Here is a 564-nt window from a genome sequence, read left to right as displayed (position 1 = left end):
TGACCCATCCTGGAATAAGTTGACACTTTTTCGATGCAGAGAAGGAGTGTCAAATGGAACAAGGGTTTAGGCGCAGCCAGCGCGATTACAGTCTGGCTTTTAAATTGAGCGTTGTCGAGCAGGTGGAAAAAGGCGAGATGACGTACAGGCAGGCGCAACTGCGCTACGGAATACAGGGTCGGTCGACAGTTTTGGTATGGTGTCGTAAACACGGCCTGCAGGATTGGACGCATCCACGGGGCCGAAGCCAACGGAGCGCGATGATGACAGACAAGCCGAGCAAGCCACTGACGCCAGAGCAACGCATCAAGGAGTTGGAGCGTCAACTCAAGGAAGAAAGACAGAAATCCGCGCTGTTCGAAGCGGTTCTCGACGTCCTGCGTGACGAGTACGGGGTGCCGGTAAAAAAGCCTTTGGGCAGGTCATCGCGCGCAAGCAAGTCGAAGGATTAAGCGTCGAGCGGGCCTGCCGCTGTGTCGGCATCAGCCGCCAAGCCTATTACCAGCGCCGTCAGCGTGAGCGACAGTGCCTGGACAGGGCACAAACTGTCGTCAAGCTGGTGCA

At 56.4% G+C, this 564-nt stretch carries 1 pseudogene; it reads left to right on the top strand.

The features are described from left to right. Window positions 1-53: 53 nt before the first annotated feature. Window positions 54-564, top strand: a pseudogene (locus ACP7DW_RS28680) (IS3 family transposase); the annotation flags it as partial.

The sequence above is a fragment of the Janthinobacterium sp. PSRC1-1 genome, from assembly GCF_049897525.1.
GTDB classification, from domain to species: domain Bacteria; phylum Pseudomonadota; class Gammaproteobacteria; order Burkholderiales; family Burkholderiaceae_D; genus Janthinobacterium; species Janthinobacterium tructae.
Note: the sequence above shows the minus strand (reverse complement) of the source record. Positions and strands in the feature narration are given on the sequence as shown.